We start from the raw sequence: 15,393 nt of genomic DNA, 5'->3' as shown, positions 1-15,393 counted from the left end.
CGCTATCCGTACAGGGCCTCTGCCCGCACAATAGATGCGATGCCGGAATACGAATTTGTCGACGTGTACGTACCTCGCGGGGTCTCCCGCAAGGACACGACACGTCTGCTGACGGACCATGCCGAGTACGGACACTGGGAGTTGGACCGCCTGAGCCTGCTCCGTGACGGCAGCCGCAGAGTGCGGTTGCGCCGGCGGATCATCCGCCAGGTACGCGCCACGTGGTGACAGAAGGCCGCTGAACGGGAGCGGGCCCCGTCATCACGGGGCCCGCACCGTCACTCCTGTCACGGGGAAGGCCGTGGCACCCCGGTCGTGCCGCGCGGCGATCGGGCCTGCGCGCCGGGTGATGTCCACGCCTCACTCCCCGATGCGATCATCACATCGGCATCGCGTCAGGCCCCTGCTTCACGCCGCAGCGCGCGCCCGGCGGTAGAGCACGGCGCCGGCCAGCAGCGCGGCGGCTCCCGCCGGTACGGCCGCTCCGATCGGCAGCTCACTGCCCGTGTGGGCCAACTGGGGCGCACCGGCCGTGGCGGGCGTCCGCACCGCGGCCTCCGAGCCGGGCAGGCCCACCGGCACGGCGTCGGCGCGGTGCTTGCCGCCGCCCGGGGTGGACGTACCCGGGTGACCCGGGGTTCCGGGGTGACCCGGGGTTCCGGGGTTGCCCGGGGTTCCGGGGTTGCCCGGGGTTCCGGGGTTGCCCGGGTGGCTGGGGGTTCCGGGGTGGCTGGGGGTTCCGGGGTGGCTGGGGTGGCCCGGAGTGCCCGGAGTTCCGGGGTGGCTGGGGTGGCCAGGGGTTCCGGGGTTGCCCGGGTGTCCGGGGTGACCCGGGTGCTCACAGTGACCGTCGTGGCCCGGGTGGCCGGGCTGACCAGGGTGGCCCGGGTGACTCGGATGTCCGGGCTGACCAGGGTGCCCAGGGTGACTCGGGTGACCGGGGTGTCCCGGATGCCCGGGGTGGTGTGCCTGGTGGCCGCCGGTGGATCCGCCGTTCTCGCAGCTGTCGCCCGCCGCCGCGTTGCCGATCCCCACCACGTTCACGCTGTTGCCGCAGACGTTCACCGGGGCGTCGACCGGCACCTGTACGTGATTGCCGGAGGCCACCCCCGGCGAGTGAGCCGCCTGGCCGGCGGCCCGCGAACCGCCGCCGGAGTGGGTCTCCCGGCCGGCGTGACCGCCCTGACCGCTGTGACCGCCCCGGCCTTCGGACGAGCCGCCGTGGTTGACGCAGGTGTTGCCCATCGCCGGGTTGAGCAGCCCGACCACGTTCACGGTGTTTCCGCAGACGTTGACCGGCACGTGCACTGGCGCCTGCACGGTGTTGCCCGACAGCACGCCGGGAGAGTCCGACGCGGAGCCGATCGCCCCCGAGTCGGCGTGCGCGGAGACGCCGGTGACCGCGAGCACACCACCGGCCGCCGCCACGGTCATCAGGCCCTTGCGGGTGACCTGTCGCATAGCTGAAATCCCTGCCTTCAGTCCTTGGGACGTGGACCGACAGTCCTTGAGACGTGGACCGTCGAGAGCACGCGCACGCCACAGGACGTGCGCGGGAAGCCGGTCGGCCCCGGAGCGCATGGCGCGCACTCCGGGGCCGACGGGCTCAGACCTTCACGAAGTGACCCTCATGAGGTGACCCACGGGATCCCCCCACAGAGCAAGAGGCGCAACGTCAGTGGTTGAAGCAGGTGTTGCCGAAGGCGGGGTTCAGCAGCCCGATCACGGAGACCGTGTTGCCGCAGACGTTGACCGGGACGTGGACGGGCACCTGAATGACGTTGCCGGAGGCGACGCCCGGGGACTGCACAGCGGCACCCTGGGCGCCCGAGTCGGCGACGGCCAGACCCGCACCCGCGAGAACCAGACCACCCGTGGCAGCAGCGGCGGCGACGATCTTCTTGATCATTATTCCTCCTGATAGGCAAACGCGGTCCAAAGCAGCGGATCGCAACACCTGTAACGAGGAGGGAGTAGTAGGGCTATGGGCTTATGGTCGCATTCACCCGTCCCGGGCGATTGCCGCACAGACGGGCGAATGCCGGCGTCAACACCTCGCACCTCCACGGCGGCGCGGCAGGTCAGCCCGCCGGCACCGTGCCGGGGCGTGCCGCCGGCGGTACGTCACGACGCGTCGATGAATCGGTCCAGTACACGAACGCCGAACTGGAGCGCGTCCACCGGCACCCGCTCGTCGACACCGTGGAACATGCCTGCGAAGTCCAGCTCGGGGGGCAGCTTCAGCGGGGCGAACCCGAAGCAGCGGATGCCGAGATCGGCGAAGGACTTGGCGTCGGTGCCGGCCGAGAGCATGTAGGGAACGGCACGCGCGATCGGGTCCTCGGCCGAGAGCGCGGTCTGCATGGCGTCGACGAGGGCCCCGTCGAAGCCGGTCTCCAGCGCCTTGTCCGCGTGCACGTCCTCGCGCTTGACCCGGGGGCCGAGGATCCGGTCGAGGTCGGCCAGGAACTCCTCCTCGTAGCCCGGCAGGTAGCGGCCGTCGACGTGGGCCGTGGCCTGCCCCGGAATCACGTTGACCTTGTAACCGGCGCCCAGCTGGGTCGGGTTGGCGGTGTTCTGCAGCGAGGCGCCGATGAGCTTGGCCATGCCGCCGAGCTTGGCGAGCGTCTCGTCCATGTTCTCCGGGTCGAGCTCGGTGCCCAGGGCGTCACCGAGCTCGTCGAGGAAGTGCCGCAGGGTCTTCGTCACCCGCACCGGGAACGTGTGGCGGCCGAGCCGCCCGACGGCCTCGGAGAGCTCGGTGATCGCGTTGTCCTTGTGGATCATCGACCCGTGTCCGGCGGTGCCGTCCACGGTCAGTTTCATCCAGTGCATGCCCTTCTGCGCGGTCTCGATCAGGTACAGCCGCAGCTTCTCGTTGACCGTGAAGGAGAACCCGCCGACCTCGCCGATCGCCTCCGTGACGCCCTCGAAGAGGTCCGGGTGCTTGTCGACGAGATGCCGGGCGCCCCACGTGCCGCCCGCCTCCTCGTCGGCGAGGAAGGCGAGGACGATGTCGCGCGGGGGCTTGCGGCCGGTGCGCATCCGCTCCCGTACGACCGCCAGGGTCATGGCGTCCATGTCCTTCATGTCGACCGCGCCGCGGCCCCAGACCATCCCGTCGGCGATCTCCCCCGAGAAGGGGTCGTGGGTCCAGTCCGCCGCGTTGGCCGGTACGACATCGGTGTGGCCGTGGATGAGGAGCGCGGGCCGCGAGGGGTCCTCCCCCTCGATACGGGCCACGGTGGAGGCACGCCCCTTGTGCGACTCGAAGACGCGCGGCTCCAGGCCGACCTCGGCGAGTTTCTCGGCGACGTACTCCGCGGCCTTGCGCTCGCCGGGGCCCGAGTGGTCCCCGTAGTTGCTGGTGTCGATCCGGATCAGCTCACGACAGAGGTCCACGACCTCGTCCTCGCCCGTGACGTTCCTGGTCGTGCCGCTCTCGCTCACGCTGCTTCCTCCCGCTGTCGCCGCTGGTGGTCCCCCTCATCCTCTCTCCGACCCGCCTTCCCGCCCAAGGGCGGCCCCCACCCGTCACACGCAGTTCACGCCGCGACGGGGGGTGATCGGGGACTCTCGAAAGCCTGGTAATGTTTCACCTGTCGCCGCGAGGGAAACCCGCGCGACAAACACCTTGTCCGGGTGGCGGAATGGCAGACGCGCTAGCTTGAGGTGCTAGTGCCCTTTATCGGGCGTGGGGGTTCAAGTCCCCCCTCGGACACCAGCGAGGACCCCACTTGATGTGGGGTCTTTTTGCATGTCCGGACCCCCTTCGCACCGCACCGGCGTCTCCGGCTCCGCCGCGCCCCACCGGACGGTCGGCCGATTCTTCGAAACTTTCGAAAAATCCGTGACCCTATCCGATCTTGGTCGATACGCACCCGACGGACAGCCACTTCAGAGCAAACCCTTCGATGCAGCTGAACAGGCATGACGCCATCTCTCGCCATTGCCAGCTCGGACGAATGTTTCGGCTTGAGTGTCGAAAGTATTGACAGTTGACAGGGCCGGTTCAAAACTGTCGGCGATTCACAGCGCTCCACCTCACACGAACGAGGAGGAAACACGCACATGATCGACGCACCCGCACCCCCTCCGGGCCGCCGCGGCGGCCGCTCAGGGGCGTTCCGTCACCTCAGGCTGCTCATCACCGGTGTCTGCACCATGCTGCTGGTCGCCGTGGCCGCCATGACGCTGCCCGGCACCGCCCAGGCCGACACGGTCATCAGCTCGAACCAGACCGGCACCAACAACGGGTACTACTACTCGTTCTGGACCGACAGCAGCGGCACGGTGTCCATGAACCTGGGCTCCGGCGGCAACTACAGCACCTCGTGGAGCAACACCGGGAACTTCGTCGCCGGCAAGGGCTGGACCAACGGCGGACGCAGGAGTGTGACCTACTCGGGCACCTTCAACCCGTCCGGCAACGCCTACCTGGCCGTCTACGGGTGGACCGCCAATCCGCTCGTCGAGTACTACATCGTCGACAACTGGGGCACCTACCGGCCCACGGGAACGTTCAAGGGCACGGTCACCACCGACGGTGGCACGTACGACATCTACAAGACGACGCGGACCAACGCGCCGTCCGTCGAGGGCACCCGCACCTTCGACCAGTACTGGAGCGTCCGGCAGTCGAAGCGGACGGGCGGGACCATCACCACCGGCAACCACTTCGACGCATGGGCCCGCGCCGGAATGAACCTAGGCAGCTTCAACTACTACATGATCCTCGCCACCGAGGGTTACCAGAGCAGCGGCAACTCCAACATCACGGTGGGTGACACCGGATCGGGCGGCGGAACCGGGGGCGGCTCCGGCGGCGGAACCGGCGGATGCGCCGCGGCCCTGTCCGCGGGCCAGCAGTGGAACGACCGCTACAACCTCAATGTCGCGGTCACCGGTTCCAGCAACTGGACCGTGACGATGAACGTGCCGGCGCCGGCGAAGATCCTCTCGACCTGGAACATCAGCGCCGGCTACCCCAGCGCCCAGGTCCTGACGGCCAAACCCAACGGCAGCGGCAACACCTTCGGCGTCACCGTCCAGGCCAACGGCAACTGGACCTGGCCCACGGTCTCCTGCAGCGCGAGCTGACCCCTCCCCCCGACCCCCGAGGCTGAAGGACCATCGCATGACCTTCCGCACGAGAGTCCGGACGACGTCCGGACCACCGCGCTCGTTACGCTCGCTGATCACGGGGCTGGCCGTCGTCGTGACGGCCGTCGTGAGCCCCCTCGCCCTCGACGCCGCACCCGCGCACGCCGCCACCTGCGGCGGGTACGTCGGACTCACCTTCGACGACGGACCGTCGAGCAGCACGGGGAGCCTGCTCGCCGCCCTGAAGCAGAACGGCCTGCGGGCCACGATGTTCAACGAGGGCCAGTACGCGGCGTCCAGCCCCGCGCAGGTACGGGCCCAGGTCGACGCCGGCATGTGGGTGGGCAACCACAGCTACACCCACCCGCACCTCGTCCAGCAGAGCCAGGCGCAGATCGACTCGGAGATCTCCCGGACCCAGCAGGCGATCTCCGGCGCCGGCGGCGGCACGCCGAAACTGTTCCGTCCGCCGTACGGAGAGACCAACGCGACGGTGAAGGCGGTCGAGGCCAAGTACGGGCTGACCGAGATCATCTGGGACGTCGACTCGCAGGACTGGAACGGCGCGAGCACCGACGCGATCGTCCAGGCGGCCGGCCGGCTCACCAACGGCCAGGTCATCCTCATGCACGACTGGCCGGCCAACACGATCGCCGCGATCCCGCGCATCGCGCAGGGACTGGCCTCGCGCGGCCTGTGCGCCGGGATGATCTCCCCGGCGACCGGCCGGGCCGTGGCTCCCGACGGCGGCGGCACAGGTGGCGGCGGAGGCGGTGGCGGCGGGTGCACCGCCACCCTGTCCGCCGGCCAGCAGTGGAGCGACCGCTACAACCTCAACGTCACGGTCACCGGTTCCGGCAACTGGACCGTGACGATGAACGTGCCCGCGCCCGAGAAGATCCTCTCGACCTGGAACATCACCGCCGGCTACCCCAGCGCCCAGGTCCTGACGGCCAAACCCAACGGCAGCGGCAACACCTTCGGCGTCACCGTTCAGACCAACGGCACCTGGACGTGGCCCACGGTCTCCTGCGCCGTGGGCTGACCCGGCCGGACCGCACCGAGGAACAGCGCGCCCGGCGTGGCGGCCCGAGCCGCCGCGCCGCCCCGCCGCACCTGGCACAGCGAGGGCCCCGGTCATCCGATCGGGGCCCTCGCTCACTGTGTCCGCGATGTCACGCAAAGATGTGGGGCAGATCTCGTCACGCTGACATGTCCCCACGTCACAGCGCTGGAGCGAGGGCCCGGACGAGCCTCTGGGGGACGCCTCGCATCGCTGATCCCCAGGTCCGAAGCTAGCGTCGTACTAAAATTGCAGGCTTGTTCGGAGCTGGACCGGAATATCCCCAGGCGTACCTGCGGGCCCACCGGCTCCCCGGAGTATCCGGGAACAACACGTGAGGACCCGATGGCAGCCCTCCAGCAAGGCCCCGCACTCGCGTTGTCCGACGACGACGTGCGTGCGGAGTTCGGCGACCAGGCGCGCTTCTCCGCCGGTTCGGCCGCCTCGCCGCGCACGCTCGTCGACATCCTCGACGCCTCGGTACGGGCGTACCCCGACGAGCCCGCTCTCGACGACGGCCGGCGCGCCCTCACCTACCGCGCCCTGGCCGCCGAGGTCGAGGCCGTGCGGTGGCGGCTCGCGGAGGCCGGGGTCGGTCTCGGCGACCGGGTCGGCATACGGGTCCCGTCCGGTACGAACGAGCTGTACGTGGCGATCCTCGCCGTCCTCGCGGCCGGGGCCGCCTATGTCCCGGTGGACGCCGAGGACCCGGACGAGCGGGCCGAGCTGGTCTTCGGCGAGGCCGGCGTGCGCGCGGTCGTGGGCGCCGGGCTCGAACTGACCGTCGACGGACGTTCGGACATCCCCGCCGGGCGGCCCGGTGTCGAGGACGACGCGTGGATCATCTTCACCTCGGGTTCCACCGGCAGGCCCAAGGGCGTGGCCGTGAGCCACCGCAGCGCCGCGGCCTTCGTCGACGCGGAGGCGGACCTCTTCCTGGCCGAGGAGCCGATCGGCCCCGGCGACCGGGTCATGGCGGGCCTGTCCGTGGCCTTCGACGCCTCCTGCGAGGAGATGTGGCTGGCGTGGCGGTACGGAGCCTGCCTGGTGCCCGTACCGCGCTCCCAGGTGCGCAGCGGCGCCGACCTCGGACCCTGGCTGGTCGAGCAGGAGATCACCGTCGTCTCCACCGTGCCCACCCTCGCCGCCCTGTGGGAGCCCGAGACCCTCAACGAGGTCCGGCTGCTGATCTTCGGCGGCGAGGCCTGCCCGCCCGAGCTGACGCAGCGCCTGGTGACCGAGGGCCGGGAGGTGTGGAACACGTACGGGCCGACCGAGGCGACCGTCGTGGCCTGTGCCTCGCTGCTGACCGGCGACGAGCCCATCCGTATCGGACTGCCGCTCAACGGCTGGGAGCTGGCGGTCGTCGACGAGGCGGGCGAGCCGGTGCCGATGGGCGGCAGCGGCCAGCTCGTGATCGGCGGGGTCGGGCTCGCCCGCTATCTCGACGCGGAGAAGGACGCCGAGAAGTACGCGCCGCTCACCTCGCTGGGCTGGCAGCGGGCGTACCGCAGCGGTGACCTGGTCAAGGCGGAACCCGAGGGGCTGATCTTCCTCGGCCGGGCCGACGAGCAGATCAAGCTCGGCGGACGCCGGATCGAGCTGGGCGAGGTGGACGCGGCGCTCCAGGCGCTGCCCGGGGTCGCGGGCGCCGCGGCCGCCGTGCGGACCGCGCGGGGCGGCAATCAGCTCCTGGTCGGCTATGTCGTCACCCAGGACGGCTGGGACCAGGCGGCCGCCGTCGAGAAGCTGCGCGCCGAGCTGCCCGCCGCGCTGGTCCCGCTGATCGCGCCGGTCGAGGACCTGCCGACCCGGACGTCGGGCAAGGTCGACCGGAACGCGCTGCCCTGGCCGCTGGAGGGCCTGGAGACGGCCGGCGCCCAGGAGGAGCTGTACGGCACCGAGGCCTGGCTCGCCGAGCAGTGGGGCGAGGTGCTGGGCATCCCCGTCGGGGCCGCCGCCGCCGACTTCTTCGCGATCGGCGGCAGCAGTCTGGCGGCCGCCCAGCTCACGACGCGACTGCGCGCCCGCTACCCGAACGCCGCCGTGCTCGACATCTACCAGCAGCCCGTGCTGCGCAAGCTGGCCCGGCATCTGGAGAAGTCCCGCCAGGACGACGGTGCCGAGCGGGTCGTCGCGCCGGTCCCGCTGCGCGCCAAGCTGGTCCAGTTGCTCGTCCTGATCCCGCTGTTCGGCCTGCTCGGGCTGCGCTGGACCGTGGCGCTGGCCGCGCTCGGCAACGTACTGCACTGGTTCGGTCCGTATCCGTGGGCGCCCGGCACCTCGTGGTGGCTGGTGGGCGCCGGTGCGCTCGTGCTCTTCAGCCCACCGGGGCGGCTCGCCGTCGCCGCGGGCGGCGCGCGGCTGCTGCTGCGCGGGGTGAAGGCCGGCCGGTATCCGCGCGGTGGGAGCGTTCATCTGCGGCTGTGGACGGCCGAGCGGCTCGCCGGGTTCAGCGGCGCGACCTCGCTGACCGGGTCCTGGCTGGAGCGGTACGCCCGTGCGCTGGGCGCCAGGATCGGCCCGGACGTGGATCTTCACTCGCTGCCTCCGGTGACCGGCATGCTCAAGCTGGGCCGGGGTGCCGCCGTCGAGTCCGAGGTGGACCTGTCGGGGTACTGGCTGGACGGTGACCGGCTGGAGATCGGCGCGGTGAAGGTGGGCGCCGGTGCCGTCGTCGGGACGCGCAGCATCCTCTTCCCGGGCGCCCGGGTCGGCAAGCGTGCCGAGGTGGCGCCTGGTTCGGCCGTGGCGGGGCAGGTTCCGACCGGGCAGCGCTGGGCCGGCGCGCCCGCGGTCAAGCTCGGCAAGGCGAAGCGCGCGTGGCCCAAGGACCGGCCGCGGCGCGGCACGTCCTGGCGGGCGATGTACGGCGCGAGCGGGTTCGCGCTGAGCGCGCTGCCGGCGCCGGCCGCCGTCGCCGCGCTGCTGGTGGCCCGGGTGTTCGTGAGCGCGGACGCCGGGCTCGGCGCTGCGTTGCGCGGTGCGGCCCTCGCCCTGGTTCCGGCGACGCTCGCGTTCGGTCTCGCGTACGCGCTGCTGCTCCTGGTCGCCGTACGGCTGCTGAGCCTCGGGCTGCACGAGGGCACGCATCCCACGCACAGCCGGATCGGCTGGCAGGCCTGGACGGTCACGCAGCTGATGGACCGCTCCCGGGAGACGCTGTTCCCGCTGTACGCGGGGCTGATCACGCCGGTGTGGCTGCGGCTGCTCGGCATGCGGATCGGACGGGGCGCCGAGGTGTCGACCGTTCTGGCGCTGCCGAGTCTGACGACGGTCGGCGACGGCGCGTTCCTCGCCGACGACACGCTGACGGCGCCGTACGAGCTCGGTGGCGGCTGGATGCGCATCGGGCGGGCCGAGATCGGCCGGCGGGCCTTCCTCGGCAATTCCGGGATGACCGCTCCGGGCCGCAGCGTGCCGGACGGCGGTCTGGTCGGGGTGCTGTCGGCGACGCCGAAGAAGGCGAAGAAGGGCAGTTCGTATCTGGGGCTGCCGCCGATGAAGCTGCCGCGGGCGGCGCAGGGCGGCGATCAGAGCCGTACGTACGAGCCGCCGGCCCGGCTGCTGTGGGCGCGCGGTCTGGTGGAGCTGTGCCGGCTGGTGCCGGTGTTCTGCTCGGCGGCGCTGGCCGTGCTGACGGTCGCGGCGCTGTGCGCGTTGGGACCGTGGGCGTGGGTGTTCTCGGGGGCCGTGCTGCTCGCGGTGGGCGTCCTCGGGTGCCTGGTCTCCATCGTGGCGAAGTGGCTGCTGGTGGGCCGGCACCGCGCCGGTGAGCACCCGCTGTGGAGCGGTTTCGTGTGGCGCAACGAGCTGGCCGACACCTTCGTCGAGGTCGTCGCGGTGCCGTGGCTGGCGGGATCCGTGCCCGGTACGCCGCTGATGACCGGGTGGCTGCGGGGGCTCGGCGCCAAGATCGGCAAGGGCGCGTGGATCGAGAGCTACTGGCTGCCCGAGACGGACCTCGTGACGCTCGGGGACGCGACCACGGTCAATCGGGGCTGTGTCCTGCAGACCCACCTCTTCCACGACCGGATCTTGCGGACGGATACTGTGGTCCTCCGTGAGGGCGCCACTCTGGGTCCGGGCGGAATCGTCCTGCCCGGCAGCACCGTCGGGGCCCGCTCCACTCTGGGTCCCGCGTCGCTGGTGATGGCGGCGGAGTCCGTTCCCGACGACACCCGCTGGCTGGGCAACCCGATCGAGGCCTGGCGTTCGTAGCAGAATTGACCTGATCGGACACCGAAGGGCGGTACAGCGGCACGTCGAGCACAGGGCAGGGAGCAGTCGCGGCAGTGAGCGTTCAGCAGACAGCGGGACCGGACCCCTATTTCCCGGCCAACGGCGATTCCCGTTACCGGGTGCACCGGTACGAGCTCGCGCTGGACTACCGCCCCGGCCCGAACCGGCTCTCCGGCACCGCGCGGATCAACGCCATAGCGGGCCGTTCCGCGCTGACCGAGTTCCAGCTGAACCTGGCCGACTTCCGGATCGGCCGGGTGCGTGTCGACGGCAAGACCCCGCACTACACGCACCGGGGCGGCAGGCTGCGCATCCGTCCGCCGAAGCCGGTGCGGGCCGGTGCCGCGTTCACCGTCGAGGTGCACTGGTCGGGCAACCCCAAGCCGGTCGGCAGTCCCTGGGGCGGACTCGGCTGGGAGGAGCTGGAGGACGGGGCGCTGGTGGCGAGCCAGCCGGTCGGTTCGCCGTCCTGGTATCCGTGCAACGACCGGCCGGCCGACAAGGCCGCGTACCAGATCTCGGTCACCACGCCGTCCGCGTACGCGGTGGTGGCCGGCGGGCGTCTGCTGACGCGGACGACGAAGGCGTCGACCACCACCTGGGTGTACGAGCAGGCGGCGCCGACCTCCAGCTATCTGGTGGGCCTGTCGATCGGCAAGTACCAGACGGTGCTGCTCGGCGACCCGGGGCTCGGGGGCGTACCGCAGTCCGGGCATCTGCCCGCGCAGCTCCTCCCGGAGTTCTCCCGCGACTTCGCTCGGCAGCCCGCGATGATGGAGCTGTTCCAGGGCCTCTTCGGGCCGTATCCGTTCGGTGAGTACGCCGTGGTGGTGACCGAGGAGGAGCTCGACGTCCCGGTCGAGGCGCAGGGTCTGTCGCTGTTCGGCGCCAATCATGTGGACGGGGCGCGGGGTTCGGAGCGGCTGATAGCGCACGAGCTGGCGCATCAGTGGTTCGGCAACAGCGTGACGATCGCGGACTGGCGGCACATCTGGCTGAACGAGGGGCTCGCGAAGTACGCCGAGTGGCTGTGGTCGGAGCGCTCGGGCGGGCGCCCGGCGCGTCAGCTCGCCGCCGCCGCGCACCGGAAGCTGTCCGCGCTGCCGCAGGACCTGCTGCTGTCCGACCCGGGCCGCAAGCTGATGTTCGACGACCGGCTCTACCAGCGTGGCGGGCTCACGGTGCACGCGATCCGGTGCGCGATGGGTGACGAGGCCTTCTTCCGCATGCTGCGCGGCTGGGCGACGCTGCACCGGGGCGGCACGGTCACCACGTCCGTCTTCACCGCGCACGTCTCGCGTTACGCGGCCGAGCCGCTGGACGATCTCTTCACGGCGTGGCTGTACGGGACGGCGCTGCCACCGTTGCCGGAGGCCACCCCGCAGGTTCCCGCCCGGCCCGCCCATCCGCCCGCCTATCCGCCCACGAACGCGGACTCGGCCCGGGTCCGGGGAGAATGACGCGATGACCAGCCGTTCCTGTCCTTGCGGGCTCGCCGAGCCCTACGCGCGCTGCTGCGGGCGCTTCCATCGCGGCGAGGCCGCGGCGCCGAGTGCCGAGGCGCTCATGCGGTCGCGCTACTGCGCCTTCGTGAAGGAGGACGAGGGGTATCTGCTGCGGACCTGGCATCCGCGCACGCGGCCGGCCCGGTTGGACTTCGACCCGGGCATGCGGTGGACCGGCCTGGAGATCCTGGACACGGGTCAGGGTTCGGCGTTCCACACCACGGGGACCGTGACCTTCCGGGCCTCCTACCGGGGCGGTTCGCTGCACGAGCGGAGCCGGTTCGAGCGGGTGGACGGGGCCTGGGTGTACGTGGACGGGGAGTTCCTGGACTGACGGACCAGGACCGACCCGGGGCGCGCCGTCAGGGTGCCAGGACGTCCAGTTCCTGGAGTGCGCCGACCGTGATCTCGCGGGTGAGCCGCTCGGCACGGACGGCGTCGCCCTCGCGGACGGCCTCGGCGAGCTGGACGTGCAGGGTGACGGCGGCGGGGTCGGGGTCCTCGAACATGACGTCGTGATGGGTGCGCCCGGACAGGACCTCCGCGACGACGTCTCCGAGGCGGGCGAACATCTCGTTGCCCGACGCCCTGAGGATCACCCGGTGGAAGGCGACGTCATGGACGAGATACCCCTCCAGCTGGTGTCCGCGTGAGGTGGCGACCATGCCGAGCGCGCACTCGGTGAGCTCCGCGCACTGCTCCGCGGTGGCGTGCCGGGCGGCCAGTCCCGCGGCGACGGGTTCGATCGCCGAGCGCAGGACGGTGAGGGAACGCAGCTGGTGGGGACGGTCGGCGCCGGCCAGCCGCCAGCGGATGACCTGGGGGTCGTAGACGTTCCACTCGGCCTTGGGGCGGACCGTCACGCCCACGCGGCGGCGGGACTCGACCAGGTGCATGGATTCGAGCACCCGGACCGCCTCACGCATCACGGAGCGGGACACCTCGAAGCGCTGAGCGAGTTCGTCGGTGCGCAGCACGCTTCCCGGCGGGTAGTCGCCCGCCGTGATCGCCGGCCCGAGGGTCTCCAGTACGTGCCCGTGCAGACCCCGGCCCCGTGTGCTCATGGGGTCAGGGTACGAGGCCGACGCCAGGAACAAAAAGTCAGACTTATATGTCACACACCCTTGAATTAGTCGTACCTAATGCGTTTCAGTATCGTCGACATCAGATGTCGACGAAGACAGCGAGAGCGCGATGCAGCACAGCCCCACCCCCCATGTCGTCGTGATCATGGGCGTCGCAGGCACCGGGAAGACCACCATCGGCCCATTGCTCGCGGCCCGGCTCGGCGTGCCGTACGCCGAGGGCGACGACTTCCACCCGCCGGCCAACATCGCCAAGATGACGGCCGGGACGCCGCTGACGGACGACGACCGGTGGCCCTGGCTGGACTCCATCGGACAGTGGGCGCACGAGCGCGCCGGGCTCGGCGGTGTGGTCAGCGGCTCGGCGCTCAAGCGTGCCTACCGGGACCGGCTGCGGGCGGCGGCGCCCGGGATCGTCTTCGTCCATCTGACCGGCACCCGCGAGCTCATCGAGGACCGGATGTCGCACCGCACGGGGCACTTCATGCCCCCGGCGCTCCTGGACTCGCAGTTCGCCACGCTCCAGCCCCTGGCGGCGGACGAGGCGGGCGTCGAGGTGGACGTGTCCGGCGGCCCCGCCGAGATCACCGAGCGGGCCGTGACGGCGCTCGACGCTCTCTAGTAGCCGAGAGGCGACGCCCCTCGCGACGTCCGCCCCTGCGGTAGCGCCGCACCCCCCGCCCCCATGACAACGCTGTCTCCCTGACGGCGGCTGTTCCGTCACCCGCGCCGCCGTCTCACCCGCGCCCTCCCACCGGAAGGCGCCGCCGCGCCGCCTTCCGGACGGAAGGTTCTCCCCCGCACCCCTCCCCGCGTCCTCTTATCAAGCAAGGGAACAACCGTGACCAGACTCAGTGTCGAGATGCTGGCAGCGGACACCGTCGAACCGATCACCTCGGCGGGCCACGCTCAACTGGGCATAGCAGTGCTGGCGGGCATAGCCGTCATCGTCCTGCTCATCACCAGGTTCAAGCTGCACGCCTTTCTCGCCCTGACCATCGGCTCGCTGGCACTCGGCGCGTTCGCCGGCGCCCCGCTCGACAAGACCATCGTCAGCTTCACCACCGGGCTCGGCTCGACCGTGGCCGGTGTGGGTGTCCTGATCGCCCTCGGCGCGATCCTCGGCAAGCTGCTCGCCGACTCGGGCGGCGCCGACCAGATCGTCGACACCATCCTCGCCAGGGCGGGCGGGCGTGCCATGCCGTGGGCGATGGTGCTGATCGCCTCGGTGATCGGACTGCCGCTGTTCTTCGAGGTCGGCATCGTGCTGCTGATCCCGGTGGTCCTGATGGTCGCCAAGCGCGGCAACTACTCGCTGATGCGCATCGGCATCCCGGCGCTCGCGGGCCTGTCGGTGATGCACGGTCTCATTCCGCCGCACCCCGGTCCGCTGGTCGCGATCGACGCGGTGCACGCGAACCTCGGCATCACCCTCGCCCTCGGCGTCCTCGTCGCCGTCCCGACGGTGATCGTCGCCGGCCCGGTGTTCTCGCGGTACGCGGCCCGCTGGGTGGACGTCCAGGCCCCCGACCGCATGGTCCCGACGCGTGCCTCGGAGGACCTGGAGAAGCGTCCGAGCTTCGGCGCCACCCTCGCCACCATGCTGCTCCCGGTGGTGCTGATGCTGGCCAAGGCGCTGGTGGACATCGTCGTCGACGACCCGACGGACATGACGCAGCGCGTCTTCGACGTCGTCGGAGCGCCGCTGATCGCGCTGCTCGCGGCCGTGATCGTGGGCATGTTCACGCTGGGCCGGGCGGCGGGCTTCACCAAGGACCGCATCGCGACGACCGTCGAGAAGTCCCTCGCGCCCATCGCCGGCATCCTGCTCATCGTCGGCGCGGGCGGCGGTTTCAAGCAGACGCTGATCGACTCCGGTGTGGGGCAGATGATCCTGGAGATCTCCAAGGACTGGTCGATCCCCGCGCTGCTGCTGGCCTGGCTGATCGCCGTGGCGATCCGGCTCGCGACGGGTTCGGCGACCGTGGCCACCATCTCGGCGGCCGGCCTGGTCGCGCCCCTCGCGGCCGACATGTCGACCACCCACACCTCCCTGCTCGTCCTCGCGATCGGCGCGGGCTCGCTCTTCTTCAGCCATGTCAACGACGCCGGCTTCTGGCTGGTGAAGGAGTACTTCGGCCTGAACGTCGGCCAGACCGTGAAGACCTGGTCCGTCATGGAGACGATCATCTCGGTGGTGGCCGGGGGCCTGGTGCTGCTGCTGTCGCTCGTCATCTAGGCGGCCGTTCCGCCGGATCGTGGCGGGGCCGCGGGCGGGGGGGGGGGGGGGGGGCCGGCCCGGGGGGGGCCCCGGCCCCCGGGGGGGGGGGGGGGGGGGGGGGGGGGGGCCCCCGCCCGCGGGGGGGGGGGGGGCGGCCCCCCCCGGGGGGACCCC

General features: G+C 71.3%; 12 protein-coding genes and 1 tRNA gene. 9 read left to right on the top strand and 4 right to left on the bottom strand.

Annotated features, from left to right (window positions below; genetic code table 11):
• The first annotated feature begins 39 nt into the window (after positions 1-39).
• A complete protein-coding gene (locus ACF07B_RS38270) occupies positions 40-228 on the top strand; it encodes a DUF5703 family protein (protein ID WP_326788735.1) in 189 nt (62 codons plus the stop codon).
• Positions 229-408: 180 nt separating this feature from the next.
• On the opposite strand, the gene ACF07B_RS38265 is transcribed toward ACF07B_RS38270, so the two are convergent.
• The 3 genes from ACF07B_RS38265 to ACF07B_RS38255 all read right to left on the bottom strand — a co-directional run bounded on the left by ACF07B_RS38265 (position 409) and on the right by ACF07B_RS38255 (position 3,450).
• Complete coding sequence (locus ACF07B_RS38265; protein WP_392182302.1) at positions 409-1,461, bottom strand: chaplin family protein; 1,053 nt, start codon at positions 1,459-1,461, stop codon at positions 409-411.
• A 214-nt stretch (positions 1,462-1,675) separates the two neighbouring features.
• Positions 1,676-1,909 carry a chaplin ChpH gene (chpH, locus tag ACF07B_RS38260; protein WP_359021972.1) on the bottom strand — a complete coding sequence of 78 codons (234 nt, stop codon included), beginning with the start codon at positions 1,907-1,909 and terminating at the stop codon, positions 1,676-1,678.
• A gap of 215 nt (positions 1,910-2,124) precedes the next feature.
• Positions 2,125-3,450, bottom strand: coding sequence for a M20/M25/M40 family metallo-hydrolase (locus ACF07B_RS38255; protein ID WP_369485636.1), 1,326 nt, complete (start codon positions 3,448-3,450; stop codon positions 2,125-2,127).
• Positions 3,451-3,636: 186 nt separating this feature from the next.
• Here ACF07B_RS38255 and ACF07B_RS38250 point away from each other — a divergent pair.
• The 6 genes from ACF07B_RS38250 to ACF07B_RS38225 all read left to right on the top strand — a co-directional run bounded on the left by ACF07B_RS38250 (position 3,637) and on the right by ACF07B_RS38225 (position 12,247).
• A tRNA-Leu gene (locus ACF07B_RS38250) sits at positions 3,637-3,724 on the top strand.
• A gap of 347 nt (positions 3,725-4,071) precedes the next feature.
• A complete protein-coding gene (locus ACF07B_RS38245) occupies positions 4,072-5,100 on the top strand; it encodes a glycoside hydrolase family 11 protein (RefSeq protein ID WP_392182301.1) in 1,029 nt (342 codons plus the stop codon).
• A 37-nt stretch (positions 5,101-5,137) separates the two neighbouring features.
• On the top strand, positions 5,138-6,148 hold the full coding sequence (locus ACF07B_RS38240) for a polysaccharide deacetylase family protein (protein ID WP_392182300.1): 1,011 nt from the start codon (positions 5,138-5,140) through the stop codon (positions 6,146-6,148).
• A gap of 363 nt (positions 6,149-6,511) precedes the next feature.
• On the top strand, positions 6,512-10,387 hold the full coding sequence (locus ACF07B_RS38235) for a Pls/PosA family non-ribosomal peptide synthetase (protein ID WP_392182299.1): 3,876 nt from the start codon (positions 6,512-6,514) through the stop codon (positions 10,385-10,387).
• 74 nt (positions 10,388-10,461) lie between these two features.
• Complete coding sequence (locus tag ACF07B_RS38230) at positions 10,462-11,868, top strand: M1 family metallopeptidase (protein WP_392182298.1); 1,407 nt, start codon at positions 10,462-10,464, stop codon at positions 11,866-11,868.
• 4 nt (positions 11,869-11,872) lie between these two features.
• Positions 11,873-12,247 carry a YchJ family protein gene (locus tag ACF07B_RS38225; RefSeq protein ID WP_369485632.1) on the top strand — a complete coding sequence of 125 codons (375 nt, stop codon included), beginning with the start codon at positions 11,873-11,875 and terminating at the stop codon, positions 12,245-12,247.
• A 28-nt stretch (positions 12,248-12,275) separates the two neighbouring features.
• Here the strand turns inward: ACF07B_RS38225 and ACF07B_RS38220 are convergent, their stop codons facing one another.
• A complete protein-coding gene (locus tag ACF07B_RS38220; RefSeq protein WP_369485631.1) occupies positions 12,276-12,977 on the bottom strand; it encodes a FadR/GntR family transcriptional regulator in 702 nt (233 codons plus the stop codon).
• A 130-nt stretch (positions 12,978-13,107) separates the two neighbouring features.
• Between ACF07B_RS38220 and ACF07B_RS38215 the strand changes: the two genes are divergently transcribed.
• Positions 13,108-13,620, top strand: coding sequence for a gluconokinase (locus ACF07B_RS38215; RefSeq protein WP_392182297.1), 513 nt, complete (start codon positions 13,108-13,110; stop codon positions 13,618-13,620).
• A gap of 219 nt (positions 13,621-13,839) precedes the next feature.
• Complete coding sequence (locus ACF07B_RS38210; RefSeq protein ID WP_369485629.1) at positions 13,840-15,237, top strand: GntP family permease; 1,398 nt, start codon at positions 13,840-13,842, stop codon at positions 15,235-15,237.
• The last annotated feature ends 156 nt before the right edge of the window (positions 15,238-15,393 follow it).

It is taken from the genome of Streptomyces sp. NPDC015532 (genome assembly GCF_043078065.1).
GTDB lineage: Bacteria > Actinomycetota > Actinomycetes > Streptomycetales > Streptomycetaceae > Streptomyces.
This window is presented reverse-complemented; position numbering and strand designations above follow the sequence as displayed.

What these genes read in the sequence shown, in the direction of transcription:
- ACF07B_RS38270 (WP_326788735.1), top strand. Translation starts at nt 40, where the DNA reads ATGCCGGAATACGAATTTGTCGACGTGTACGTACCTCGCGGGGTCTCC.
- ACF07B_RS38265 (WP_392182302.1), bottom strand. Translation starts at nt 1,461, where the DNA reads ATGCGACAGGTCACCCGCAAGGGCCTGATGACCGTGGCGGCGGCCGGT.
- chpH (WP_359021972.1), bottom strand. Translation starts at nt 1,909, where the DNA reads ATGATCAAGAAGATCGTCGCCGCCGCTGCTGCCACGGGTGGTCTGGTT.
- ACF07B_RS38245 (WP_392182301.1), top strand. Translation starts at nt 4,072, where the DNA reads ATGATCGACGCACCCGCACCCCCTCCGGGCCGCCGCGGCGGCCGCTCA.
- ACF07B_RS38240 (WP_392182300.1), top strand. Translation starts at nt 5,138, where the DNA reads ATGACCTTCCGCACGAGAGTCCGGACGACGTCCGGACCACCGCGCTCG.
- ACF07B_RS38235 (WP_392182299.1), top strand. Translation starts at nt 6,512, where the DNA reads ATGGCAGCCCTCCAGCAAGGCCCCGCACTCGCGTTGTCCGACGACGAC.
- ACF07B_RS38225 (WP_369485632.1), top strand. Translation starts at nt 11,873, where the DNA reads ATGACCAGCCGTTCCTGTCCTTGCGGGCTCGCCGAGCCCTACGCGCGC.
- ACF07B_RS38220 (WP_369485631.1), bottom strand. Translation starts at nt 12,977, where the DNA reads ATGAGCACACGGGGCCGGGGTCTGCACGGGCACGTACTGGAGACCCTC.
- ACF07B_RS38215 (WP_392182297.1), top strand. Translation starts at nt 13,108, where the DNA reads ATGCAGCACAGCCCCACCCCCCATGTCGTCGTGATCATGGGCGTCGCA.